24 protein-coding genes and 1 pseudogene are annotated in these 24,391 nt (G+C 42.0%); 18 read left to right on the top strand and 7 right to left on the bottom strand.

The window, feature by feature from the left end:
- Nucleotides 1-75: 75 nt before the first annotated feature.
- Nucleotides 76-999 (top strand): hypothetical protein, encoded by a 924-nt coding sequence (locus ATI02_RS21525; protein WP_146166076.1) that lies wholly within the window; start codon nucleotides 76-78, stop codon nucleotides 997-999.
- Between the two features lie 39 nt (nucleotides 1,000-1,038).
- Here ATI02_RS21525 and ATI02_RS32095 read toward each other — a convergent pair whose 3' ends face one another.
- Entirely contained in the window at nucleotides 1,039-1,188 is a 150-nt protein-coding gene (locus ATI02_RS32095; protein WP_157815145.1) for a hypothetical protein, read from the bottom strand.
- 282 nt (nucleotides 1,189-1,470) lie between these two features.
- On the opposite strand from ATI02_RS32095, the gene ATI02_RS21520 reads away from it, so the two are divergent.
- Genes ATI02_RS21520 through ATI02_RS21510 form a run of 4 tightly spaced genes read left to right on the top strand, consistent with a single transcriptional unit; the run spans nucleotide 1,471 to nucleotide 3,813 of the window.
- Entirely contained in the window at nucleotides 1,471-2,091 is a 621-nt protein-coding gene (locus ATI02_RS21520) for a hypothetical protein (RefSeq protein ID WP_100847283.1), read from the top strand.
- Between the two features lie 10 nt (nucleotides 2,092-2,101).
- Nucleotides 2,102-2,926: a hypothetical protein gene (locus ATI02_RS21515; protein WP_100847282.1), complete on the top strand. Its 825-nt coding sequence runs from the start codon at nucleotides 2,102-2,104 to the stop codon at nucleotides 2,924-2,926.
- The gene (locus ATI02_RS32090; protein ID WP_146166075.1) at nucleotides 2,910-3,095 is read left to right on the top strand and encodes a hypothetical protein; all 186 of its coding nucleotides are present in this window, start codon (nucleotides 2,910-2,912) and stop codon (nucleotides 3,093-3,095) included. Before ATI02_RS21515 ends, ATI02_RS32090 begins: the two co-directional genes overlap by 17 nt.
- Nucleotides 3,067-3,813, top strand: a complete 747-nt coding sequence (locus ATI02_RS21510) for a hypothetical protein (RefSeq protein ID WP_100847281.1) — start codon at nucleotides 3,067-3,069, stop codon at nucleotides 3,811-3,813. The genes ATI02_RS32090 and ATI02_RS21510 overlap by 29 nt, the downstream gene beginning before the upstream one ends.
- Before the next feature lie 19 nt (nucleotides 3,814-3,832).
- On the opposite strand, the gene ATI02_RS21505 is transcribed toward ATI02_RS21510, so the two are convergent.
- Nucleotides 3,833-4,558: a hypothetical protein gene (locus tag ATI02_RS21505; RefSeq protein WP_100847280.1), complete on the bottom strand. Its 726-nt coding sequence runs from the start codon at nucleotides 4,556-4,558 to the stop codon at nucleotides 3,833-3,835.
- The gene (locus tag ATI02_RS21500; RefSeq protein WP_100847279.1) at nucleotides 4,555-6,873 is read right to left on the bottom strand and encodes a RodZ family helix-turn-helix domain-containing protein; all 2,319 of its coding nucleotides are present in this window, start codon (nucleotides 6,871-6,873) and stop codon (nucleotides 4,555-4,557) included. The genes ATI02_RS21505 and ATI02_RS21500 overlap by 4 nt, the downstream gene beginning before the upstream one ends.
- A 341-nt stretch (nucleotides 6,874-7,214) precedes the next feature.
- Here ATI02_RS21500 and ATI02_RS21495 point away from each other — a divergent pair, with 341 nt between their 5' ends.
- Entirely contained in the window at nucleotides 7,215-7,925 is a 711-nt protein-coding gene (locus ATI02_RS21495; RefSeq protein ID WP_100847278.1) for a hypothetical protein, read from the top strand.
- Between the two features lie 118 nt (nucleotides 7,926-8,043).
- On the opposite strand, the gene ATI02_RS21490 is transcribed toward ATI02_RS21495, so the two are convergent.
- Nucleotides 8,044-8,421 (bottom strand): hypothetical protein, encoded by a 378-nt coding sequence (locus tag ATI02_RS21490; protein WP_100847277.1) that lies wholly within the window; start codon nucleotides 8,419-8,421, stop codon nucleotides 8,044-8,046.
- A 114-nt stretch (nucleotides 8,422-8,535) separates the two neighbouring features.
- On the opposite strand from ATI02_RS21490, the gene ATI02_RS21485 reads away from it, so the two are divergent.
- The 9 genes from ATI02_RS21485 to ATI02_RS32080 all read left to right on the top strand — a co-directional run bounded on the left by ATI02_RS21485 (nucleotide 8,536) and on the right by ATI02_RS32080 (nucleotide 18,988).
- Complete coding sequence (locus ATI02_RS21485; protein ID WP_146166074.1) at nucleotides 8,536-11,193, top strand: hypothetical protein; 2,658 nt, start codon at nucleotides 8,536-8,538, stop codon at nucleotides 11,191-11,193.
- A gap of 548 nt (nucleotides 11,194-11,741) precedes the next feature.
- Nucleotides 11,742-14,282, top strand: coding sequence for a hypothetical protein (locus ATI02_RS21480; protein ID WP_100847275.1), 2,541 nt, complete (start codon nucleotides 11,742-11,744; stop codon nucleotides 14,280-14,282).
- Between the two features lie 212 nt (nucleotides 14,283-14,494).
- Nucleotides 14,495-14,872, top strand: a complete 378-nt coding sequence (locus ATI02_RS21475) for a hypothetical protein (protein WP_100847274.1) — start codon at nucleotides 14,495-14,497, stop codon at nucleotides 14,870-14,872.
- Between the two features lie 115 nt (nucleotides 14,873-14,987).
- Nucleotides 14,988-15,194 (top strand): hypothetical protein, encoded by a 207-nt coding sequence (locus ATI02_RS32085; RefSeq protein ID WP_146166073.1) that lies wholly within the window; start codon nucleotides 14,988-14,990, stop codon nucleotides 15,192-15,194.
- A 6-nt stretch (nucleotides 15,195-15,200) separates the two neighbouring features.
- Nucleotides 15,201-15,809: a hypothetical protein gene (locus ATI02_RS21470; protein ID WP_100847273.1), complete on the top strand. Its 609-nt coding sequence runs from the start codon at nucleotides 15,201-15,203 to the stop codon at nucleotides 15,807-15,809.
- 67 nt (nucleotides 15,810-15,876) lie between these two features.
- Nucleotides 15,877-17,616 (top strand): zincin-like metallopeptidase domain-containing protein, encoded by a 1,740-nt coding sequence (locus tag ATI02_RS21465; RefSeq protein WP_100847272.1) that lies wholly within the window; start codon nucleotides 15,877-15,879, stop codon nucleotides 17,614-17,616.
- Nucleotides 17,613-17,795, top strand: a complete 183-nt coding sequence (locus tag ATI02_RS21460; protein ID WP_100847271.1) for a hypothetical protein — start codon at nucleotides 17,613-17,615, stop codon at nucleotides 17,793-17,795. Before ATI02_RS21465 ends, ATI02_RS21460 begins: the two co-directional genes overlap by 4 nt.
- Before the next feature lie 147 nt (nucleotides 17,796-17,942).
- Nucleotides 17,943-18,374, top strand: a complete 432-nt coding sequence (locus ATI02_RS21455; protein WP_100847270.1) for a hypothetical protein — start codon at nucleotides 17,943-17,945, stop codon at nucleotides 18,372-18,374.
- Between the two features lie 110 nt (nucleotides 18,375-18,484).
- Complete coding sequence (locus ATI02_RS32080; protein WP_208637872.1) at nucleotides 18,485-18,988, top strand: hypothetical protein; 504 nt, start codon at nucleotides 18,485-18,487, stop codon at nucleotides 18,986-18,988.
- Nucleotides 18,989-19,119: 131 nt separating this feature from the next.
- On the opposite strand, the gene ATI02_RS21450 is transcribed toward ATI02_RS32080, so the two are convergent.
- From ATI02_RS21450 to ATI02_RS21440, 3 genes are all read right to left on the bottom strand, one after another.
- Nucleotides 19,120-19,488, bottom strand: coding sequence for a hypothetical protein (locus tag ATI02_RS21450; protein ID WP_100847269.1), 369 nt, complete (start codon nucleotides 19,486-19,488; stop codon nucleotides 19,120-19,122).
- Nucleotides 19,488-20,336 (bottom strand): ParA family protein, encoded by an 849-nt coding sequence (locus tag ATI02_RS21445; RefSeq protein WP_100847268.1) that lies wholly within the window; start codon nucleotides 20,334-20,336, stop codon nucleotides 19,488-19,490. The genes ATI02_RS21450 and ATI02_RS21445 overlap by 1 nt, the downstream gene beginning before the upstream one ends.
- Nucleotides 20,337-20,668: 332 nt before the next feature.
- On the bottom strand, nucleotides 20,669-22,600 hold the full coding sequence (locus tag ATI02_RS21440; protein ID WP_100847267.1) for a recombinase family protein: 1,932 nt from the start codon (nucleotides 22,598-22,600) through the stop codon (nucleotides 20,669-20,671).
- A gap of 50 nt (nucleotides 22,601-22,650) precedes the next feature.
- Between ATI02_RS21440 and ATI02_RS32750 the strand changes: the two are divergent.
- From ATI02_RS32750 to lptF, 3 genes and pseudogenes are all read left to right on the top strand, one after another.
- Nucleotides 22,651-22,740: pseudogene (locus ATI02_RS32750) on the top strand (pilin assembly protein); the annotation flags it as partial.
- Between the two features lie 366 nt (nucleotides 22,741-23,106).
- On the top strand, nucleotides 23,107-23,511 hold the full coding sequence (locus tag ATI02_RS21425) for a DUF4398 domain-containing protein (protein ID WP_095189401.1): 405 nt from the start codon (nucleotides 23,107-23,109) through the stop codon (nucleotides 23,509-23,511).
- Nucleotides 23,512-23,566: 55 nt separating this feature from the next.
- Nucleotides 23,567-24,355: a lipotoxin F family OmpA-related lipoprotein LptF gene (gene lptF, locus ATI02_RS21420; RefSeq protein WP_095189402.1), complete on the top strand. Its 789-nt coding sequence runs from the start codon at nucleotides 23,567-23,569 to the stop codon at nucleotides 24,353-24,355.
- Nucleotides 24,356-24,391: the final 36 nt, after the last annotated feature.

The following is a 24,391-nucleotide window of genomic DNA, read 5'->3' as shown; positions in this document are numbered from 1 at the left end:
CGCAATTCCAAGATGATTCACAAGGACTTGAAGACCGGTACAGAGTCAGAGATTTTCTTTGAAGGGAATGAAGCCATGTTGATCGATAGCCGTGGCCGTAAACGCCCTATGTTCAAAAAGAAGCTCATTCGCGACTACCCTTCTATCTCAGACTACATGGCGGACAGCGGCGGCAGGTTCTCGATCTGCTTGAAGAGCAATTTCAAGTACGACAGTGACCGAGGCGTGTTTCTAGACAAACGATTCAACCGTCAGGCATTGGCGATCAACAAGCGTACCGATGACACCCTACAAACCACGCTCAACAGTGAGTCTGTCGCAGCCGCTAAGGCTCTTGTACAGCTCTACTTAGAAGATGGGTACTCAGCGATTGTCATCACCAGACCGGGGAGCTTGAAGCAGTCTCAGAACATTTGGCGTCAAGCCATGCTGCAGGGTTTGAAGGTCGAAGGCTACAGCCCTTCACAGGCCGATGAGGAATGGTTGAAAGCCGAACTGGACAAGAAGGCTCAGGATGTCATCAAGACAAACAGGCTAGCCATTGAGGCGTTCGTAGCGACAGGTAGGTACTTCGACGTGAAGTCAGTAGCGAATCAGTGGAAAACCATTGATAGAAGCCCGGTAGGTCAAGCGTTTGTGGACATGCTCAAGAATGGATTAGATCCGCTCATGATTTTGAACCCACCGAAGAAGACGAATCACAAGGCTGAACCAGCAGACCTCACAGCTCAGTACCACAAGATCCTAGAGCTTGTGAGACATCAGTGTCCGGCTCGCCTAGGTACGGCTACGAAAGCCTTGGAGAAATTCAAACCAGAACCTACACCTGTCGTTGTTTCTATCCCGCCAGAAGCCCCAAGGCCCAAGACTGAACAAGACGTAATCAGGGAGTACCGAACTATCAAGGCCAATGAGCAGAATGCACAGGCCGAACGTGATGAACTCAGAAGGCTTCAAGCTTTGGAGAAATCCAACCAAGACATCAAGAAGAAGACGTAAAAAAGCCCCTTAATCGGGGTTTTTCTTTTATCGCAAGTCTCAGGCGGTTTCACCTACTTCTGTCGTTCTACACCATTCTAAATCATTAGCTTTGAATGGGTTATCTTCCCAATCATCAGCGTCATCTTCATCTTGCTCTATAAAATACTCAGTCGCATTTACATCCTTGTCTATTGGTTGCTTTTTCATTGTCTTTCTCATTGTTCTTATTATCAGAATATCAAATCATTGACACATTTCAATAGACGAAAGAAAACCGCCAAGAATTAGCGGCTTCTTTTTTCATATAGGTAAATACGAAAGATTGAGGCTAGAACAAGTGATAGACAATCAATAAACCAAAAACACCAGCCTCCCAATCATATTAACAACTCAAAAACGATTGTCAAATAAATACCTATAAATAATTATCAATCTTGAACATTGAAATTCATATGCTAAAATGAATATTAACTATCCATGAGTAATTTAATGAGTACGACGAAATATACAAACGAAGCCAAATGGAATTTGATAGCGATAGCTAAATCTGAAAAGCAAGAAAGCGTTGAAGCCTACATTAACGATCTTTTTGAAACAGCTCAAAACAGTTGCTACGAAGACCTGTACAACAAAATCTATGATAACCCATATCTTCGTAAAACTGACTTCATAGAAGCACAGAAAATCGTTGATTCGGTTCATCAGCGTTCTTGTATTGACATAAAGAACTACAAATCAATCATGATTACGGATGAAGCCTCAGCGAAGAAAAAACTCAGTGCTTTCCGTTATGAATATCTCACGGTCATCAACCCGAAAGATTGCCTAGAAAGCAGTGCCGAGCTTAAAGCCGTTATTGGTAATCCACAACAGAACCTTGGAAGAGAGAATATCGCTAAGCGTGACCCTGCTTTGATGTCTGATTACCTCGCACTTACAAAACCTATCAGAGTTCGCTTCACAAAAAAGCTTTTCAAAGATGAAATAGCCAAAATCGAACGTCTCATAGGTAAAGCTACCCGAGAAGCCACTATGGAGAATAAACCTATTGAACAGCAGCCAACACAGGCCGCAACCCCTCGCACTAACAAACCAAAACTAACATCATAAAAGGAGACATATGGATGACATTAAGGAAAAAAATGAGTCACTAAAAATACAGCTTGAAATATCAGCCAAAGAACTCATTATTAGAAAAGACATTTTAGTTGAGAAGCTGAACGCAATCACATTCAAAGAACAGCTCAATCATTTTACGTCATACATCTGCAAGACAACGATTAAGCACAATCACAGTCTTTCAATCGTTGATATGATTCGTAGGAATATACTCACATACAAAAAGCTAGACCTGAACACGAAGGTAAAAAGCCTTGATAGCTATCTTGAACAGCTTACAAATCACTTAATCATCTACAACGATTACTTTCAATCCCGAAAAGAATTGAATCACTCAGGCTTATTCAGCTACACAGACTCAGAAATCATCAAGCAGTATGAGTTGTTTTTTGTTAGCAATGAAAAGAAAAAGCAGAACTTCAAATCACTTGATGATTCGAAGAAAGCCCAGCTACAAGAAAAAAACAATGGCCGACCAACAATCTACAAATGCTTCAAAACCGTGGAAAACAAAAAGACTAAGGAGAAAGTAACAAAGGTAATCACCAATGAAGACATGTTCTTCAACAATCACTCTATCTCGTTCGAATTCACAAACGGCGTCAAATTCACGATAGACATTTACCAGAATGGTATTTACTTCAAAGACAATTCAACAAGCAAGAACGGTCAGCTTGTGGCTTCTAAAACAACCATTAAAGACGGTAATTTTAAAGGTCAAATAGTGATTCCAGACATAGCAGCAATGCTAGCAGAGGACGACATCAGTGATGTCCAACAAACCAACATAGACACAAAGGAGAATGATGATGAAGATACAAAATAAAGCAGAAGTCGAAGCCGTAATCTACGACAAATTTTTAGATACTTTCGACAAGGATCTAAAAAAGAACGGTTCAAAAATCACACCAACAGAACGCGAAGCCGTTTTGAAGGAAGGTGCTAAATCATTTGGGAAGCATCAGCATGAAAGAAAAACTCAAAGCGATTCTTAAAGTCCTTAAGAGACGTAATCCGGTCGAAACTCATGAGCCAGAAACGTCAATCGACGAAGATTTTGTTCCGATTGAGAATGATGATTTTCTTCTGAATAGCTTAGGCCTTTCAAAGATAAAAGCCATATTTATAGAAATCGTATGGAAACATGCGATGGAATCCAGCTATATCATCTGTACGCAACGGGTTAAAGCGGCCAATAAAGTCAGAAAAGAAAAGAACTATTACATTGGGAAAATGCCGTACAACGGAATGTCAGAATCTCTTATTGAGCATAAATTGCGAGAGACATATCCTGATTTTAATCATGCGATGATTGAACGAATACTTAATGATATGGCAATAGAACTAGAAGCAGAGGTGATTCAGAAAATCTTGAAGACTGAGCATGACGATTTCATCTACGTTGCGGACAATCTCTACAAAGATGAATTTACGACAGCGTTGAAGGAAGTGCTGAAAAGAAACATTCCATTCAAACATCACAAAACAGTCATGGAAATGGTTTGGATTGATGCCAAGAAACGCACATTGAAGAAAGTAGCTGAACATCTTGAATCCGTGAACAGGAGAGTTATCGAACCATTCCTAAACGACATTACAGCCGATGACCAACCTCAACCCATCAAAACTACTAGCGGCGGTGGATCACTGCCAGAGCTTAAACCAGAAAGTGTACCGTCCCCTACCCTACCCCCAGCATCATTCAAAAACTAACCAGCTTTCGCTGGTTTTGTTATGTTGTGATGTCATCATTCCAATTGCCGGGAGCTTCATCAGCAATCATAGCGGCCTTCCCCTTCAAATACTCTTGTGCCATCGTCGGCTTATCCTGTCTAGTTTGAAGTGACTCAATGAATGACTTCAATGAAGCTACCTTTGCTTGCTCATTGGCTTTCGCGTTCGCGTGTACCTTTGTGCTGTAATCGAGCGTTAACGCCCTAAACAAGCTTTGAACTTCCATTTTTATCTTGAAAATTTTATACGCAAAATTTTGTGATTCATGGTAAACAGCTTTGACTAAATCATAAATATATTCAGGAACTAAAATCTCACCCGAGAAATCAACCTTGTTGTCATACTTAATTTTCGTAAAGCTTGTGTATCCAACGTATTTATCTCTAATGTTTTCAAATTTTTGAGTAGCCACAAATTTTTCTCTTTCATTCATCCCACTTACAAGCTCATTAAAGTCTGTGCTTTCCCTCTCATCGCACGAAAGCCTTTCAACAAAATCATCGTTGATTAGATTAATCAAATCTCTAGCGTGACTTTGAATGAAATACTCAGCGACTAAATCGTCTGGATTGCTTGCCCACATATGAGCTAATGCCTCATTTGGGTTCCCCCAAACGTGCGGCATGTAATTATCTTCATCCGTCACAAACTGTCTAATTAACGCCATTCTTCTTTCAGACCAGTCACTCTTTAACGTCAGGTCTAATTTTTCAGTAAATTTCATATACTCTCCTTTATTGTGTTTGATTTTTTATTTGCCATAGCGTTTTTGAGTACAGCAACAGTTTCTTGCTTATCTTTATCTACTTTCTCAACGTCTTTTAAAGCGGAGGTGTAATCAATGCCATCGTCCACAAGCTTCTTTCCAACGTCTTTAACTTCATTGACAGGTTCATCACGCTCTACCTTTCCAGTTGCTCTTGCTTCTTGAAGTGCCTTATACATTGGTGAATCAATCATGTTCAGGCCGAGCAAATCATTCATAAATTTTTCGGTTGTTGGTAAATCGAACGCATCAAACCCACCTTCTACAACCACATTCACAGGTGTGCGTGTTTCAGCCTCAACAGGGCCGGTGGTTGGTACTGGCCCCGCTACAGGAGGCGTCACCGTATTCGGTTCATCCATTGATACTTCAAGGAATGGCGATGGTTTAGGAACCACCACAGCGGCTTCAAGAGCGATGGCTTTCAAGTCTTTTAGGCTGTCATGGGCCAGTTTGAAGCTATGGGTACGTTTCATGTCCTTCATGAACTGCTTTTCTTGTGCGTCATCCATGCCGATAGTCATTTCAGCTTCCAGCTTCTTGATTTCAGCGAGGGTCAACAACGGACGCGGAACCGCCGTGTACCAGCACCCGTGGACTTTATCCACAGTGATTCCTTCAAGGTCACAGAGCTTGTTGATGACACGCTTCATGGTCTTATCGTCATTGACCTTCATGTTGTCCTTCACGCCATAGAGAAGGAAATGCTCACCCGATGCGACGAGGTAGCAACCCATGACGATTGGACGTTTAGGAATGGACGGGGCCGATTGGGCTGCTACAGGGGCTGATGGTTGATTGGCCGCTGGTGTAGCAGTAGATCCACCAGTCACAGGAACAGGTTCAGGTGATGGGACTGCGGAAGTAGTAGCTGCAGCGTCCGGGTGGCTGGTCACAGGTGTAGGACTTGAAGAACCCGGTTCATCGTTTAACTCGACATCCACGCTACCACCGCTCACGTCTACAGCCGGTGAAGCTACATCAGCCGTAGGGTTTGAAGCCTTCGCTTCCTGTCTTGACTGATGAGCCTGAATGTCTTGCTCATTGGCTTGACCTAGAGAGGCGTTGTTCAACAGCTCTTCTTTTTTCATGTCAATCATGTACTGCCATGCTTCAGGAACAATTATTTCATCAATGTTGTATTTCCCTGACTCCAAGGCATGGTTAATTGTTTTCTCTACAAACAAAGCACAAGAGTCTTCACCGTTAAGCTTCACAGCAGAATTTGAAACCCTAATCACCAACGGCATAAAGCCTTTATCAGCGGCAATTTTCACCCCAAGTATCAAAGCATTATCATCATGAATCGCGGCTTTGTTGATATTCACATCACTACCACCGGTTTTGAAATTCAGCATTTCACGGTTATAGCGGTTGCAGATAGAGACTTGATTGATGTTCGCGTATTTCTTATAGACCGATTTTTTGCGTTGGTTGTACATGAAACCTAGCTCTCTCATGTACTGTTCAAGTCTTTCATTCTCAATTTCAGCTTTCTTATCTTGCTCGCTTAATTCCTTGTGGATACCTGCCGCTATCTTGTTGAGTTGTGAAACCTGAGCCGGGTCATCAGGGTTTGTGGCTGGCTTTCTCTCGTTGTACGAGTCCATCAAGGTATTGAGATTAGCGTTCAGCTTCTCATCATTTAATGAAGTGAATTTAAAGAAGGTTGGGTCATCCTGCATGAGCATGGCGTGTTCTTCTGACAAACGATGAACCTTGTCACCGTCGAAGATCCCCTTATCAGCACCACGCATTTTCAAGTAGTTGTTGGCAAGTGTCGTGTGAGCAACGTACATATCCCTAAGATTCGCAAGATTCACGTAATCGAATTCTTGATTCTTCAAATTATTCAGACACTGGTTAGCCAATTCGTATTTGTTGCCCAAGTCTTCACGAACCTTCATCTGGTTCATATTGACGTTGAATATTTCCAAAATCTGTTTTGTTTGTTTGAAGGTATTCGCGTTGAGGAAAGCACCACTGTACAAAGCGGCAGTACAACCGAAACTCTTTAGATACTCATGACGTTGTGAAGGTGCTGAATGAGCCAATACAGCGATTGTCTCGCCACCTTTCATTACGGTTAGTGCTGGGAAGCGGTCGTAATTAATGACCAAGCTAGGGTCAATCGCCTTAACCTTGTCAGTTAATTCTTTGAAAAATCGTTCAGATATTGCTATTTGTTCTGGTGTGGCTAGTTTTGCTGGCACTAAATCAAAGGACTGAGTTTGAAAATTTCCAGCAACCAACATTTCTTTTTTTATAGGCATAGGTTCCTTTTGCTATTCATCTATTCTAATTATCGCATATAAATTTCCGTTGTCCAGATTGAGCAATAAATAACCAATAGAATTTCAACAATAAATTTATGAACCATTAGAAGGCATCAAAAGCACAGGCATTGATTCCTAACCTGACATACGTTCATTCCGAAACACATTCATAAATCTGTAACTGTTAATCGACCATTTCAATTAATCGGATGAAATAAACACGAAAACCATAGGCAACCCCCTTGCTGAAGGTTAATCAATCTTCTAGGATCGGATTCAACAAGGCACACAGCTAAGCCTTGATGGTCGCATCATCATCACAGCCTTTGGAGAATCACATGACTACTGACGTCAAAAGCAACAAAGCCAGCTACGAAGAAAACAAACACCTCTACTCGGTTCAGGTTAACGAGGTGGGTGCAAAAATCATCGAAGTGCTGACCACCAAAGGCATTGCGACTGACTACGAAGAAACACTGAAACAAATCACAGCCGCCTCCGAAGCTGGCGACGTAGCGAAGATTCTTGAGCTGACCACCAAGCTCAAAAGCATCAAAGACAATCGTGCCAATCACGAAAAGGCACTGAGCGACTTCAAGCAAAAATTCAAATTCCCTGACATTCTTCAAGCCTACCGTGAAGAATTCGAAGAACTGGCTTATCAAGCAGCTCAGGAAGCAGTTAAAGCCGCTCACGTCGCGACCAACACCAAAGGGAAGCGTGGCAGTAAAGCAGCGGCCTCGGGCGAGCCTAAAGGCACCCGCACCATGTCGATTTACCAGATTTCGAAAGGTGACAAGTCGGTTGAGTTCCCATTGCGTGCTGGCCCTGCCGGTCTAGAACAGGATCGAGCAGCGTTCGAATTCCTTGGCTTCAAGCTGGTTACCCCGGCTGGTGCGACCAAGCCAGTGTTGGAACCGGCTGAAATCACCTACGACAACGGTACAAAGGTTCCTGCCGCTCGTAAGTCGATTATCGAAGCATTGAACAAGGGCGGCGTGAAGAAATTCAAGGACTACGACGTTAAAGACGTTACTCCTAAAGCGTAATGCCCTGAACGCAAAAAGCCCCCTTGATTGGGGGTTTTTTGTGTCTATCAATCCGTGACCTACATGCCGTGATGCTGAGACGCGAATCTCTCAATCACAACGCTTCCATCACCCTGCTCTACTCGCTCAGTCCCTTAGCCTCTCTAATCATCCTGTAAGCTTCTCTCAGCGTCTCTACGCCATACAAATTGGCTACCTGATGCCTTCCATAGAAAATCCGCTTCATTGTCTTTGTGAACAATCTGTCGGGCTTCTCGCCTGCATCAATGGCCAAGTTCATTGACGCATTCAGCAAATAATAAAAATCTCCATAATCGACATCTTTAATCTCATTCTCCTTAATGAAATCCTCGATTGACCTCCTTGTCATGAAATGCTCATAAAACGACAGTCGTTTCATAATCGAATAATCAAAAGTCGTATGGTCATTATTTACTAAAGCCAAAATGACCTTCTCTATTTTCCTTTTTCCACCTACCTGTTCAGAACGATTCACAATGTTCTCCCTGTTATTAACTTCCCTGTATTTGATTATTACATATAAATTTCCTTTTTCAATTGTAATGACATAAATAAATGATAAAATACAATTAACAACTTCAACTTTATTATGAGCAAACGTTTAATATTCAGCATAATAGCTTCATTATTCATTTTGTCGGGCTGCTCAGACGCCACCGACCAACAGAAGAAAGAATGTGGTGTTTCGGACAGCAACAAGTTTATGGTTGAAGGAAACAACTACACTACGTGCCCTGAAAATTTACAACACAGATTCTTAACCGCAATGGATAAGGATTTCGGGCGTGAAACAATTCCTGATGGGGATTCAGCAAAAGACACGGTTCAACAATTATTTGATGAAAATATATCTTGGCTGACGTTTCAAGACTGGGCTTCAGCGGTAATTCAATCGCTGAAACACAATTGGAATTCAATAATGTATATCATTATTATTTGTAGTGTTGTTTGGACGCTTTTTAGAATTACTTTTTCAAAAGCAACTAATGAACAAGACCCGAGCTACCCAACAACCAGCCGCTATAAGATGCTAGCAAATCTATGTGCCATAGCTGTTGGTCTGGTGCTTGTATTTCCATATAAATCAACAGATGACGGCGAAAACGATACAATGACGATGACCGATAAATTCAATGCGGATAGGTATCGCTGGGGTTCTATGGCAGAGGCAGGAACTATTTCCTATGCCATCGCGGACATTCAAGTTGGGAACACTCAAACAGACTTCATGTCAGAATCATCCAGACCCTACTCACCCAGTTATTTCAAAGCCAAGAATATAAGCATGGAATACGTTAAAGCACAGCTTTTAGATGATAGGACAGCCAAGACCTACTACCAAAAGATTAATATTTTTCTTCCAGTCAGTGAAAGACGAGTTGATTTTAATTCCCAGCCAGAAATCTACCAGACTGAAACTGGATTCACAGTTAAAAGACTTATCGCTGGTAAAACCACTCAAGACAGCACCCTAGCTGAATTGATGAACACAGAATTCATCTCAGCCATATCACTTCCAAGCTATGTACAAAAGGCTGCGGATCGAATCAAAGGCCAGTACCTTACAAGCTCACCAGAACAGTTTAAACCTATGCTTGCAGGTTTCAAGAAAGCAATTATGCAAGAGTTAGATTTAGAAAAGCCGAATCAAATTGTTAATAATGCCGTTCACGTCCAAGCGTCGAATCTATTGAGAGAATATTTCGCTAATCCTTCAGTAGAAAAATTCCATTTGGCTAAGGATATTGCCAGACTAGTACAAGAACAATTTTGTACAGAATCCACCCCCAACCTTGATGTACTGAGAGACGGCGAGAAATACATTCAATTTTTGAAAGGCCAATTACCTAACTCAGTATTCGAGTCAAAAATAGGATGTGTCGCGTCGAAGGGGAATGATTTTGTTGTACTAGGCACTCGAAGCAAGGAAGAGATATATCAGGAAATGTTCACCAAGTTGAAAGCTTTAACAAATGAAGTAAATAAAGGAACTGAAGCAATTGAAATAGCGGTCGCAGCAACCACAGTTGATGAATCAAACTCTATTAGCTGTGTTAGAGCTAGGAAGGAGCAAGGCGTAGGATTCGCCATTCACTATAGAAACTGTCTTATAGGAAACCAAGCAAACAAAGAAATCATGCAGAACACAAACAAGAATTACCGCATCATTGCTAATGGTGACGGGAATTACATTGACACAAATTTTGCTCTTAGAAATAACGCAGACAAATCAAACCTATTGAATGACGACTTCGATTCAATAATTAATGAGCTTTACAACAGCATCCCAATGAAAGTTGAGCTATCGCAAGTTGATGACTCTGAATACATAGCCTCATTGATTGAAGGAAATCTTGGGGATGAATCATCCCTTTCAGCGGCAATCGGAGCGGTTCTTAATCCTACGTCTCAGCTAAAGAAGACTCTAGGAATGGGGAAGGACTGTGAAAAGGCTTTCTACACCTGTATGAACCCTGTAAACGCTTATGTTGGCCTGTACAACATGTCAGGCAAGATGATTGACGTAGGATTCTACACAGGATTCTTTAGCTTCGCGTCAGCTAACATCATGGCGAAATATAACAAGCAAGATGATAAGTCGATGAAGCTATCTAATAAGGATAGTGGCAAAGGACGTAGTAAATTCAAAAAAGGTTTAGCATTTGTTGAGGGAGCTATGAGAGCCTTTTCAACATTAGGTATTTTCTTGTGGGTAATGGGATGGTTTATAAGACTAGTGCTTATCCTACCAGTACTGCTCTTTGTTGTGGCAGCTATATTGATTATCTTCCAGATGGTCATAACCTTTGTGATAGGCATAGCTAGGTTCATGTGGCTATTCCTGCCAAACGACAAAAACAATTTCCTGATGAACATTAGAATGCTTGCAAATGAAATCATTTACGACCTAACCATCAAGTCTCTATTAGTTTTCTTACAAGTGTTATTTTATCCAGTAATGGGCTTTGTCTTGTGGTTGGTCTGTTACGGGTTTATCGCCTTAGCCTCAACGGGAGGTTTCGAACAACAGGTAGTAGCCGTAATCTGCTTTGCTCCAGTTCTATACTTTATTCACATTCACGCACTTCAAGGGTTTGTGAACATTATTACTTTATACACGAACTTCTTTGCTGGTAACGTGATGATGGCCGACGCATTGAAAAACGTAATCGACAAATATTTATCAATTGTCACACTTGGCTTACCGTTAGGGCGAATTATATTGAAGAAAAGAACCAAATCATGAAAATTCGATTTCTAGCGAAACTGATAAACCAGCTCAAGCTGGTCTAATCATCGCTGGATTGGCTGTTTATAATCTTCCTCCGGAATTGTGCTCGTAATCCATCACCTAGGCTAAGCAATAGTGCTGGATTATCCATCAACCACTTGCGTAACTCTTCGGAGTCGTCCGGGAATACTGAATTCAGAATATTTTCAGCTTGAATGTCTTTGTTGCTCACTTTGCACCTCACATTTAATATGCTCACCACCACTATTGGATTAGAGAACAAAAATACTACTTAAATATCCTTGAATAGTCAATCAAGCAAATAGCACCATCCATACACTCAATCATAATCAAAAAATAGATTATTCATAAAGCTCTTGTATTACTTGCCTTTTAGACCACACAAAACAAAAACAAGATTTATCATTTCAGACGAGCGGCAACAAAACCTCAATAAACTGAATTTTGTTTGCGACCTTCAATTGCCGAACATCATAATTAACCTAAAATTTGCAATCGGAAATTTATATGGAATAATGAAAATACTAATCTCATAAATTCAAATGAAGAAAATTCTACCGATATTATTCATCCTTGCGTTAACCGGTTGCGGAAAAGAAGACATACAAAACGCAGCCCACGAAAGACAAGTCACACAAGATGCGTCCTATGATGCAGGCAACAACATATATGAATCACTTAGTGAGGATTGTGCCTCAGCACAAAACGTTGTAGAAGTCGCTAGCCGTGCTAATTTAATCGTCCCTGATTCAATTTCAGTGAAGTACGAATGTCATGGCGAAGACAACGTTTTCAACCCTACTAACGGCAAAGCCATCTGGAGTATTAAAAACTTCATCTGCGTTGTTTTAGGAATACTCACAACATTTTCAATTCTAGCAATTGGCTTTACAAAACAATCAGCCTTAATGGAATCAAAATCAGCAAGAATCAAAAATATGCCTACCCAACTGATGGAAGGTATTTTAGGCGGTTTGATGATTATGTTCATCTTTCAAATATCTTTATACGTGATAAAGGTCAGTGAAGGATGGGGCGATGAGATGCTGATCGGAGCTGCAGCGATTGATAAATACAAGGAATCATCAGCACCAGTACCGAATTTCTCAGTTAAATCCGGCACTATGGTCAACATCACTGATTACCTCATTTGTGTTAAAGCAAATAGCCTTCCTGACTCAATTCAAAACCCAGCCATTCAGTTTTACAAAGCTTCATGGGGCGTAGGATTTAAAGGTTCATACGAGATTTGTGATTTAGAAGGAGGAATTGCGATTGACTATAAAGGTGCGAAAATTGCCGAGGGGTTAGGCTTTAACTATATTGATAGCCAGCAACAAGCTGTTATCACCCACCTCACTAAGTTCATACAAGACGCTGACCAAATAGCAACGACATACAGCAAGGGACTACACGGTTCATTAATGTCTCACGACTTCGATTCTACAGGCCTAGAATGCGATATAGGCTCGCTGACCGCTGTTGATACCACCTACTTCGATGCTAGACAGCTTGAGAAATACAAAGTCTTTGCAACGGACTGTAGAAGCCGTGAGTTGGTATTCAACTTAGTCAAAGCTAAGGGTATGACAATGAACAGCCTCGATGCTCAGGAAGTCACCCTTCATCATAGGAACATTCAGGTCTGCTCAGGGATGTATGAAGACAAAAGGATGTTGACAAAACCTGACCAGTTGGCCGTCTATAAAGCGTGCGTTGAAAGCAACTGTAATGACCTTGTAGGTACTGGCTCGCCATACGCTTGTAGCACAGCTTTGAACAAATATCAGTTCATCAATGATACCCGCTTCCAAACGGTATGGATGCTTCCCGTGTCCGACCCTAAAAGACGTATAGCAATGAATGATTCAGCAGAAATAGGATTAAACACCTTGAACGCTAAGTTTTCATTTCTAGATGAACGTAAGTACTTTGATAGCGTTGGCGACAAGTCAGGCTCTGTTAACGTTTCAAAGGTGAAAGGTGACATCACAATGAGCGAAGTCAAAAAGGCCTTTGATACGGGTGATAAGTCCTACCTAGAAATGGCACTCCAAAGCGTCAGCATTGATAAGGTACTCAGTTATTTCAATACCTCGGACGGATTCGCAGGAACCCAAAGATTCATTGATTGCCTTCAAAATCCAAACTCAATGTACAAGGGCTTCGATTGCGGCAGTAGCTTTGAAGAAATGCAGCGTTATGGCATGACACTTACGGCTACAGCTTTACAGCTCAAAATGGCGAATTCGTTATATAACTCTCCGGTTAAACGAGTCAAACCAAAAGCTTCTGACTTTGGTGTAGCGGAAGCAAAAACAACAATATCATCTATGGCATCAAGTTTATTTTCATCAGCAGGTCAAAAAATATCAAAAAAGACAATCGCTATGTTCTTACCGGTCATATCGGATGGAGTAGGCATATTGGCTGGAGAAAAGGCATTCGGTCAAAAGTATTACGAAATGACGGGCCAAAAGGGAGAATTCTATATCTTGATGGCTTTAGTAGCATCAAGTGAAGAAGCTTCTAATATTATTAACCATGTCAGCACAGCAATGTTTGCTCTAGGTCAAACGTTTATCTACATGTTGCCATTGATGGACTATTTCAATTTCATAGCCATCGTAAGCATTATTCTTTTTCAGTGCCTTTTCGTTTCAACGACCAGACAGCTCCATTGGATTATCAATTTAGACACAACACCTGAGCGTAGAGACTTGGACAGAAGCCCAACAATCATCTTTCTAGAGAAATTATTGTTCGTTTTCCCATGCCTTGTTAGTGGTTATCTCCTATCACCAATCCTTTTCACTGGAACAATGATGTTCTTGATTGGAGATTTAAATGAATTCTCAGGAAGCCTCGTGGCATTGAATAATGTCGTAGGAGCGACGTTTATAGCATCATTCGTTTCAATATTTGTGGTCATTATCACTTATAGCATTTGTGCTTCGATTCAGGGTATGTTTGAGAAATTCTTTATTTCTAAATATCACGGGGAAGTAACAAAGTTTGACCTTAAAGTTCAGGGCACGTCTGAGATGAAAGCTATGGCAAAGGCCTATAAAGGAAAAATATAATTACGGCCTTTCAAGCGGGTTGGTCAGGGTAGAACTTGCTGAAGTTCGATAATGAGCTAAGCTGCACATACCCGATAATTCATCGCTGAATGTATGGTTAATAGCGTTAAACAATGCCTTTCAAGACATTAATTATATAATGCGATGGCAATACTATTGAATTTTATTAATTAACTGTTATACTGGTAGTAAGACTAGAAAAGGAGATTTACATGAAACTTACATCATTAATCATCGCCACCACATTAAGTTACTTATTGGTGACGTTTTATATTTCGTATAATTTTTTTCCTAGCGAATACCGATTATCAGTTTGGTTAGGTTTTATTTTCGGAGCAGTCATTGTAATGAAAGTTTTTCAAATGCTTACAGATGAAGAGGTTTTCGTTCGTTACACCTATTTTTCAAGCGTGTTCGCTGGTGCTGGTTTCGCGGTATGGGCTTCTGTAGCAAATGACTATGGTGTTATGGGTTTCGCACCATTAGCTATTGTTTTCGTGTTAAAAGCTCTAGGCTTCTACAATGGTTTGTATGAAATCGTGACTGGTATCTCTTTCTCGATGTTCAGCAAAAGAAAGAACATCCTTTAATTCTTCTGCTTTTCTAGTCTTATAAAGCCCCTTCAGTGGGGCTTTTTATTGCCTGAAATTTGACTTGCATTTATGAAGTGATAAAATCTATATTAATAGACAATCGGATATAAACATGAACCTTAAACCAACAAAAGGAAAATACAAAAAAACCAAACTTCTACTTGCCGCATCTTGGGTTTCAGCTTTACTTTTAAGCTTATTTATACCTCCTACTATTGGCATCACAATCTTTGCCGCTGTCTTTATTATGACCGCTGCCGTATTGGCTATCGAAGTATTAAAAGCATTCATCAAAGCGATTAAAGAATCTAAGGCTTAACAAGTCATGACCAATTTAATAAAGGTCGTGCTATCAGAAACCGGCCCAATCAATCAACGCAGATTCCTTGAAGCGGCTATTCTTGCGTTCAGCCCGCGTGTTGCTGTCATGACTGTAATGAACACCGTTACTAACAACAGATACAGGCCGCAAAGCATCCAAGGATTAGAGCTACAGGAGGAACGTAGTTTCTTTCTGGACGATAATTTCTCTATCGCCTTCGCTAAAGACCTATACGGCTTCAAAAACACCAGAAAGCACATCATCAATCTCATCAAGACTGACAAGCTCTATTACTCAGACTATGGAATCATCAGTGAGAGCTTGATTGCCAACAGCTTTAAAGGATTAGCGAGCCTATGCCTCGCACACATCAACCGTGACACCTACGTCGCGTTCATTGAGCTGAATGGCATCTACTATCTACTCCGCGTAGAGAATGGCTATCTCAGCTCATTCCAACGTCGTGATGATATGCGTACAGAAGCACCCTTCCAGACCGTCACATCAGATGATATTGAGTTTGAGTGTTCACCAGATGGCTTTATGCTCTTTGAAGCGTATTACAATCACTTACCTATGACAGTCTTCATAAAGCCAGTCATTGAAGAATAAACCCATCATCATTGATTATGTAAATTGATACATTATAATAGTAATATCAACATCACAAAGGAGAACCATGAGTGACACTAAAATTAATTACAGGAATCTTGATTTAGAGATAGAAGAACTCGTTGACTACATTGACGACCACAAAGAAGATTTCAGCAAAAACCCTAATAAAACGCTAATGATTCCATCAGACGTAGCGTTGCTGGTCGAAGAAGTCATCAAATTCAAATACACAATAAATAAAGCGGATTTGCCTGACGAAGTATCAGCTTTAAAGGGATACCAGCAATTTACAGATTCCATTAAGAACGTTTCTACAAAAAAAGTTCAAGACTATCCACTTGATTACATCGACAAAGAATCATTGAACGGTATCACCCCCGCCTTCCTTCTCAGCCAGTTCAAAAAAGCTTTGGCTGGACATGAACACCGCTTCCCCAACATCATCGCTTATGCTGAAAAATCTCAGACAGACCGTATATCCTTTTTCAAGGGTTTAACCGGTTTTGATACTGACCTTGATGTCAAACCACACGAAATATATTCAGCAACGATTGAACAGGCTTTCGTTACTAAAGCGGCTTCTTCATCACTGGACGTATTTGAAGCTAATGCTCCCGTTATCAAGAAAGAACATTCTGACATTCAGATTCTGCCGGGTGAATATGAGGACAGAAAATTCAAAACCCGTAAGCTTGATGTAACAGGAAACACTTCAGAAAAATTGAAAAAACTTGGCGAGCGAATGATTCAAGTATTGGAGGAAAACGACCTAAGCGGCATGAGTCCTTGGCAAGACCCAGTGTTCACAAAGAAATGCTTGAATCCGAAGACTGGTAGATCTTTCGGCGTGGAGAACAAAGTTATACTCAACGATGAAGCTGCAGCGAAGGGCTATCCTACATCAATGTTCTTGGGATACAACGAAGCTAAAAGCCTTGGGCTGATTGTGCCGTATGGTACGTCTGGAACACCCATCATCCAGCGTTTTGGCGTGAAGAAGGGAGCTATAGAGCGTACAGATGAAAACGGTGTTAAGACGCCTGTACTTGATGCCAATGGTGAACCTGCTCACTTCTGGAAGCGTTCAGCTAAGCTTTTTACCGTTTACAACGAAGCTCAACTTCTATGGCCTTACCCGGACAAGCCAGATCCGCGTATCAAATGGCGTGAGGACTACGCCAACCCTATCAAAATTACCGCCAGCAACCAGCATGAATTAGAAGTGATGAAGAAATGCCTATTCAACGCAATCACCATCCCGGTTGAGCGTGGAGGCACTGACAACTACTACAGCCCTGCTCGTAACTTGATACACCTAGCTGACGAAGACCTCTTCAAATCAGTATTAAATGAGGTTTCTGTGACGTTCCATGAATGGGCACACTCTCTAGGTCATAAAGATGAGAAGAATCGAGAAACGCTATACAAGTACAACATCAGTGACGTTTACAGAGGGATGGAAGAAATCGTAGCTAACGTCTCGGCACAAATGTTAATGAGTCACTTTGGTCTAGACAATTCTGAGCTTCATGATGAATACCACAATAACGAGGATGCTTATAACCTTGGATGGGCTATGCCTGTATTCAAGAAAGACCCTTCGCTGATTGTCGATGCTTTTTACATGGCTGAAGACTGTTTGAAAGAAATGGTTAAACGTATAGAAGTAGAACTTGAAAATGAGAACGTATTAGATATGTTCTTGAAGAATGGCGTTAGGCCGACTGAACCTACACCATTAGCAGAGGCTGCGAATGAGGAAACAAAACCAAAATACAATAACAAATGGAAGAGGAAAGCATGAACAAAGAATATTACACAGAAGAAGATGCATTTGAATTAACAGGACTATCGTTCGAAGACTATATTGATTTTGAATTGGGAAATCTCAAATTCGAACATGAGATTCTACCTGAGCTGTTAATTGACGATGAGCAGGACATGGAAGACCTTATCAAGAAACTTAATGAGGTACGCCGATAATCTTTGAATAAATCAATAAACACTCAAAGAACCCAGCTTAACGCTGGTTTCCTTTTATCTGAATAATGATTATTTTTATTACTACCACCTTGACAGGTCATTACTATAATGTAAATTAAAAGTAAGACAACAATTTTAGACAATCACATGAACAAACTATTTGCAAACCTTGAAACAGGAGAATGTTACCTAAGAGCTGTAACCAACGAATCCGAAGAATCAATCATCCTTCACTATCTTCCTTGCGACAACTACAACATTGTAGGGTCAGAAGATTGCTTCACACTCGTTAAAATCAACCTAGAGCTTTGCGTAGAAGGAAAGCTTGAGTTATCTACTGACTCTCTTGAATCAGTCCTTGATATTGCCATTACGGCTGATTACAACAGAACGCTAGAAGTGATTCGTGAATCATTCTATGAGCATGATGAAATCATCAAGATTATTCTGAGTGAAACAAAGTATTCAAAACTAGCAAGCAAGCTTGTTAGAAAATCAGATAAGGCGTTTGCTGCCAACAACGTTAAACGAATGAACCTTAATGATAAACAGATATTTTCTGAGCTTTTATCAAATTAATCAGAAGAGAAGATTGACAGACCAGCACTAAGCTGGTTTTTCTTTTTTTAAAATTTGCAATTGGAAATTCATATGGTAAAATGAAACTATATAACAACAGTAAGGACATTATGCCAAACAAATCATTATTAACATTAGCAATCGCTTTAGTTACCAGCGTTTTATCTTTATCAGCTACTGCTGAATACCTCATAAAAATTCCAGTCGATGCTACATCAATCGTTATGGCTGAAGGCAGCACTGAACAACCAACGCAGCCAACAGAACCAACAACACCAACTGAGCCGGTTGAAGACAAATCAATCACGTTGACTTCAAACCACCAGACCCTATTGGACAATACAGGTAATTATATTGTTAGCCTTTACAAATCGGCAGGCGATGCACAACCATTCGCTCAGCAATTGAGATGGCCGTTGAATTCACAGTTTGATACTTTCTCAGTTGTTGCACCTGACGATGATTCATTTAATAACGCAACGAAATTACAAATAAATGGCGTAGAATGTGTGATACAAACTCACACAGAAGCAAATCGAACATTTGGTTGCAATGCCGGCATTGTATCTAAGACAAGCGTTGGTTCAACCATCGTTGTCAAGATCATCAAGTAAGAATCAGCATAAAGAGCCTTCGAAAGAAGGTTTTTTGTTGCCTGAAAATCAAAGTCATTCTGGTAATAAAAGCAGGAACAAGGACAATAAAAAACCCCAATGGCGGGGTTTTCTTGTTTTTATCATGTGCGTCATTCTTTCATCATCGAATCAAAGCCACGGTCAATCAGGATAGAAATCACTTGAGACATAGCCAACGGCATTTCTTTTTCCGATTCTAGCAACAGCTTTATAATTTCAGCCTTTATCAATTGCTCTTTTGGGAAGCTGATTGTGATTCTTTCTGCCTTACCTTTACCGTTATTCGATACATCTTGCTTATGGGCCATCAATTGGTCAAGAAGGCGTTCGATAGGGGATTTAATGGCCGCTACAACTACGGGTTCCCTAGTCAATGCACCATCAGATGGTGCTGACTGGATGAAGGTTTCAATATCTGTCATTGGTGCTACAGGCATTTTCTGTTTTTGCTCAGCAATCGCCGCTGCGAATTTATTCATCACGCCACCTCCGATATTTGGCTGTTAAGATTGTATTTGTATTCGATTTCATCAAGGAGCGTGTCAAACTGAATTTCAGCGTCACAGGTTTTACCTTTCGAAAGCTCGAAAGCGTTCAAGCCGACATCTACGTTGTTGTAAACGTCCTGCCTTTCAGTGATAACCGTTTCACAAACGTAAATTTGCTCTGCATCACTTGTTGCACCATTATGTAAATGGAACAAGTATTGACTCAATATTTCGTTAACTGTTTCGATATGCTCTCTCATCATCTTGGTGGCACTTTTCACAACCCTGTTAAACACAATGAATGTGCGGATGTTGGGGTTGAAGCTTCTTGCTGTCATGATCACACCAAGTGCTTTATGAAGCTCATTAATCACAAGACCGGATGGATTGACGGGGATAATGACAATATCAGACCTTGTTACAGCATTACGTGATGTCGTAGAGTCAGATCCTTGTGTATCAATGATAAACCCATCATAAAAACCTTTCGATTCTTTCAGATAATTTGCGAAATCACTTTTCTTGATGATGTTTGGCATTACATAAGGCTCTGAGTCTTTGAAAAGCCTTTTCACGAGTCGTTTCACATCATCTGGAATAGGGCGGACTCTAGGGGAATCTGTTTCACCCTTACAGTCACTCAAAAGGCTTGCACGACAGATGAAATGGTTGGTTCCTGATTCCTGAGCGTCAGCATCAAGATACTGAAAGGAAAGGTTGTACTTCTTTTTCAACTGATAACCGATATGAAGACAATCAGTAGACTTTCCTACACCCCCCTTAGTGCTGAGTGCCGAAATCACCTTACCCTTATAAAAACTATTATTGATTGCTGCCATTTTTTGATTCTCCTTTATTGATTGCCTTTCGATCAAATTATCATGCAATAAATATTATTCAAGGGGTCTTCATACTAAATATGAAGAAATCTTACTGAGTATGAAGGATTCATACTCTATTAAATGCCGTAATAATAAGATTTCATACCGAGTATGAAGACTTCATATTCTTTAAGAAACCGTATGAACCCTTCACATTCGATATGAAAAAAATTCCACCAATTCACATCGGGTATGAATTGTTATGAGCGTGTAATACTGTTTAGGGTTTGGTATGAACCATTCACATTGCGTATGAACGGTTCACATCGGGTATGAACGAGTATGAAGCGTTATGAAAGGTTCTTATCTACCTCTGCAAAGACTTCTCGCATTTCAGCCTCAGTAGGGTAATCGTCGCGGTCTGGTTCAGCATTCCCATTAAACTCAGGATTCATTCTATTAGCTTCACCAGCGGCTTGTATCTCTTCATCAGTGAAATCAGGAACCTCAAACCATTCATCTTGGGCCTTTTGAGCTTCCAGATAATAACCATCTTCTCTGGTAATACCCTGCAGCGTATCAAGGAACAGCTCACCATCACTGTCATAGCTGTAAGCAGTGGTTTTGCCTATCAACATGTGATGACTGAAATCTTTGTTCTTGAACAAAACCTTGACGTAATCACCGTCCCGGTTGTGGGCTTTCCCGAAATCAACCACCATCTTGTCAATCACTTTGCTCAGGTAATTGCTTAACTCAAGACGACCATCTTTAGTCTCAACCAGCTTAGAAGCTAACTGAATGGCGTCAGATATGGTTTCAGCATCAGTATCCACATAGACAATCTTTGACCGCAGAGCGTTAGCCTTGGCTTCCAGCAGCTTAATTTTTTTGTTTCTAGTGATTAGAGCGGCTTCTTGCTCGCTGGGAATATCACCATCGAACATGTCAAATAGCTTTTCAGTAAATTTTTGAGCTTTGTATTTCTCAGACGCAATAGTTTCTTCAAGCTCAGTGATTTCTTTTACAACCACATCATTATCATTAACGCCAGATTTAATCAGCAGATCAAAATTGTAGTGTTCAGCGTATTTGAAAAATACTTCATGGAACCGTTCATATTGCATACTGAGGGTTTTAGGGTGCTTACACAGTTTGATTTCTGAATTTCGACACACAAGATATGAATACTTTTGCTTTTGCGAAAAACGAACATTGCCGCCACAGAAAGCACACTTAATTAAACCATGATAAATATTATAGTATTGAAGGTCACGTTTTGTAGGCCGTTCTTTACTAGTCATACGACTTGAAATCTTTGCTTTCAACACTTCGACTTCATGCTTTGAAAAAGCGGCTGGATAGAAACTGTCCATTACCTTGACGGTTTTCCGGTCTGGTGTAGCTTTACCATTCTCATAAATGTATTCACATAGCTCTAAGCTACCGTAGAGACTAGGCGTTTCAATCATTCTTTTGATACCGCGAGCCGTCCAACCGAAGTTTTCAGGATTCTTGCCAAAACCAACCTTTAAAGGGTTCTTTTCATTTATGAATGCAGCGGTTGCACGTAAGCCAAGGTTTTTGACCATCAACAGTTCATAGATGGTTTTCAGCTCAGCCACACGCTCTGGTATCAACGAATATGCCCCGGTCGATTCATCAAGAGCTATCCACCAAGGGACATTCTTATTCAAGAATTTCTTCTCACCCTTGATAATCCGTTCCCGGCGACCATCCCACTTAGCTTTTTGCCTGTCAGATTTGGTTGTGCTTTCGTTGTTCGCACGCTCCAACAGAACCGTAATCATGATGGTCTGTTCTAGGTCTTTACCCTTGATCGACAGGTCATAAAGCTTCAAATCATCAGTTGTGATGATCTTGATTCCCTTGCGGAGAATGGTCAGAACAACAGTCAAACCATCGGTCATCCTTTCCCGACTCAGACGGTCAAACGACTCAATGAGCAGGTAGGCACCTGATGGAATCTTGCCTTGATCCAGACTGGCTAGGAACAGAGACAAGGCACCTTTGAGCCGATGTTTCCCACGGAAGGCCGACTTGCCAAGGTCTTCAAAAACGTCAACAACATGTAGATTGTATGTCTCAACGGCTTTCTGCTGATTCAGCATTTGACGACGAACTGAGTCACCAACCTCACCGTTTTTTTTGGTCATCTGTTGCTCAGATGAATAGCGAACGTATGAGTAAGCTAACCTCTTTGGAACATCAGATTGAGCTGACTGAACGTCAACCGCCGGAAGGGTTTGAGGGGTGTTCATGGTGAAGGTCTTCCGTGTTCCAATTTTTCTCTATCATAGCACCTACATAGGAAGATGTCGGGCCAACACCGCGGTTTCTCGCCCTCTCGCGGCAGCATTTGCATGAAATGTCGTCTGCTGAAGGCAAGCAGAAACACTGACACAAAGCAGATCAAACTGTGGAGCGGGCTTGTTCGCGAAGGCGCTGTGTCAGTTGCTATCAAGGTCGACTGATACAGCGTATTCGCGAGCAAGCCCGCTCCCACATTGACCGTATACAACTTCGAAAACCGCACCCTTTTTACCTCGCGCGTACCTCTGTGCGACGCCAAAGTTCCCGCTCTAGAGCCCTTGTCCATTCGGTCAAAGTTTTTTTTGGCGATAGGCCATCTTTTCTGAACTTTTGAAAAACCCCTCCGGTCGGAAGCTGTAACCACGCCTGGAACGAGCGTTTCAAAAACGCGCTTTCATACGACGCTTACGGCTCCTCGACCAGGATGGATTTAGTTGTTTTCAGGAGATGCCTAATGGAGTTGAAGACCATGAAAAACCAAACCTCGTTTACCCACCTGCGCGGTCTGAAACTGGCCGCCCTGGCAATCGGCACCAGCTTCGTACTGGCCGGCTGCGCCGGTAACCCACCGACCGAGCAGTACGCCGTGACCCAGTCTGCGGTCAACAGCGCGGTCAGCGCCGGTGGTACCGAGTTCGCTGCCGTTGAAATGAAGCAAGCGCAGGACAAACTCAAACAAGCCGAAATCGCCATGCACGACAAAAAGTATGACGATGCCCGTCGCCTGTCCGAGCAAGCCGAATGGGACGCTCGTGTAGCGGAACGCAAGGCTCAGGCAGCCAAGGCTGAACTGGCTGTGAAGGATTCCCAGAAAGGTGTTCAGGAACTGCGTCAGGAAAGTCAGCGCCCAGTGAAGTAAGCGCGCACCCCGACCGCAAGGCTGAAACTTTTATTGATTGAAAGGACGATAAATTATGCGTAAGCAACTGATGATCCCTGCTCTTCTGGCCGCAAGCGTTGCCCTGGCTGCCTGCTCTACCCCGCCTAACCCGAACCTGGAACAGGCCCGCACCAACTACGCCGGCCTGCAAGCCAACCCGCAGGCGAGCAAAGTCGCGGCCCTGGAAACCAAAGACGCCAGCGATTACCTGGACAAGGCCGACAAGGCCTACATGGACAAGCAAGACGCGGCCAAGGTTGACCAACTGGCCTACCTGACCAACCAGCGCGTGGAAGTGGCCAAGCAGACCATCGCCCTGCGCACCGCTGAAAACAATCTGAAGAACGCCGCCGCCCAACGCGCTCAGGCCCGTCTGGAGGCTCGCGATCAACAGATCAAACAGCTGCAGGACAGCCTCAACGCCAAGCAGACCGATCGCGGTACGCTGGTGACCTTCGGTGACGTGCTGTTCGCCACCAACAAGGCTGATCTGAAATCCAGCGGTTTGGTGAACATCAACAAACTGGCGCAGTTCCTTCAGGAAAACCCTGATCGCAAAGTGATCGTCGAAGGCTATACCGACAGCACTGGCGCGGCGAACTACAACCAGTCGCTGTCCGAGCGTCGTGCGACGTCGGTACAGGTAGCACTGATCAAAATGGGCGTAGATCCTGCGCGCATCGTGGTTCAGGGTTACGGCAAGGAATACCCGGTTGCCGATAACGGCAGCGTCTCCGGCCGTGCGATGAACCGTCGTGTGGAAGTGACCATTTCCAACGACAACCAGCCAGTGATGCCACGTTCGGCGGTAAGCTCGAACTAAGCTGTAGGCAGTCACGCAAAAGCCCCGCCTGACTCA

Source organism: Pseudomonas baetica, from assembly GCF_002813455.1.
GTDB lineage: Bacteria > Pseudomonadota > Gammaproteobacteria > Pseudomonadales > Pseudomonadaceae > Aquipseudomonas > Aquipseudomonas baetica.
The sequence above is the reverse complement of the archived record's forward strand: the minus strand, read 5'-3'. Positions and strand labels throughout refer to the sequence as shown.